Annotated in this window: 1 protein-coding gene and 1 pseudogene; one reads left to right on the top strand and one right to left on the bottom strand. The window is 66.1% G+C overall.

All coding sequences use genetic code 11. The features are described 5' to 3' along the window. A partial coding sequence (locus F6Q13_RS18095) for a PE/PPE C-terminal domain-containing protein (protein WP_293059479.1) occupies window positions 1-517 on the top strand: 517 nt, incomplete at its 5' end. A gap of 160 nt (window positions 518-677) precedes the next feature. Here the strand turns inward: F6Q13_RS18095 and F6Q13_RS18090 are convergent. Beyond that, a pseudogene (locus F6Q13_RS18090) lies at window positions 678-865 on the bottom strand (MFS transporter); the annotation flags it as partial.

The raw sequence follows: 865 nt of genomic DNA, 5'->3' as shown, positions 1-865 counted from the left end.
CCACACCTCGACCACCTCCGCCGCCAACGCGCAAACCACGCTCTCAGGGTTCACAGCGGCGCTACTTGCGGCGCTGCAGCAACTCGTATCGCACGACCCGTTTGGTGCAACACCCCTCATCGGACCCACCCTTTGGTGGTCCATCGCGGGTCCTGTCGGGCCACCGAACTTGGCGACGCGCATCGTCACCGTGGCGCAAGCGGCAGCGAGCAGGCTCGCTGAGGCTGAGCTGGAATCCGCCCCCGCGAGCTGGGCCGGTCCGGGCCTGACGCCGGCGATTCTGGCCGGCGCGCAAAGCCCGAGCCTAAGTGGCGGCCCGGCCGGGGTGTCGGCTGGCTGGGGTCAGGCAGGCTCGATCGGTGGTCTCTCGGTGCCGCGGAGCTGGATCGCGGCAACCCCGGCGATCAGCCCCGCCGCTGCGGTGGCGCAGCCCGCCAATATTGGCGCCGCAGCGGCGGTAACCGGAACTCCTTGGCATGAAATGGCATTAGCGCATCTACCGGCTGTGCAACAATAGCTTGTCCTATAACCATTTAGCGTTCTGGGACTGCCTCAGTGCGAAATAGACCGGCTTGCAAGTAGAATGCGGGAAGTCAGCCACCAATGCAGATCCTGGTGGTCCATTGCGGGTCGGGACTGGCGTCGAGCCTTTTTACCCGCCTTCGTCGCGGTGATCGTCACCGCTTGGCTGAGCTCGGTGTCTGCGTCCGAGAAGACCGCACATAGCGGGCCCACGTCACGATCGTGGCGCCGAGGTAGCACACCAAAAAGGCCACGAATGCCGGCGTCTCGGTGCCGGTGCTCGCATAAGACTGCCGCAGGGCCACGTTAGTCCCCATGGCGCCGAGCGCGCCGATCGTGCCGG

It is taken from the genome of Mycobacterium sp. (assembly GCF_008709575.1).
Lineage (GTDB): Bacteria > Actinomycetota > Actinomycetes > Mycobacteriales > Mycobacteriaceae > Mycobacterium.
This window is presented reverse-complemented; position numbering and strand designations above follow the sequence as displayed.